This is a genomic window from Vibrio sp. 10N.222.48.A3 (assembly GCF_041475345.1).
Taxonomy (GTDB): Bacteria; Pseudomonadota; Gammaproteobacteria; order Enterobacterales; family Vibrionaceae; genus Vibrio; species Vibrio tasmaniensis_A.
Window position 1 is genome coordinate 1 of record NZ_JBFRVX010001122.1, and the last position, 313, is coordinate 313.

1 protein-coding gene is annotated in these 313 nt (G+C 48.6%); it reads left to right on the top strand.

Features of this window, described 5'->3' with window-relative positions; translation table 11 throughout:
- The coding region (locus tag AB4653_RS24265) for an aminotransferase class I/II-fold pyridoxal phosphate-dependent enzyme (protein WP_372105513.1) at window positions 1-313 on the top strand (313 nt) is incomplete at both ends.

The following is a 313-nucleotide window of genomic DNA, read 5'->3' on the forward strand; positions in this document are numbered from 1 at the left end:
TAATCTGCCACCGGGCAGTGAAACATTACGCAGGCAAATCGCTCAGCGCTATCAAGCTGGTGGGCTAGATGTATTGCCCGACGATATTGTGATCACATCTGGGGCAATGGAAGCACTTAACTTATGCCTGCAATCCTGTACCGAACCGGGTGACTTAGTCGCGATAGAGTACCCTGCGTTTTACGGTGTGTTACAGACCATTGAAAGGCTTAATCTTACCGCTGTTGAGATCCCGACCGATCCTGAAACCGGTATCGATTTAGATGTATTGGAGTCGGTGTTCGCTTCAATGGACATCAAAGCATGTTGGTTC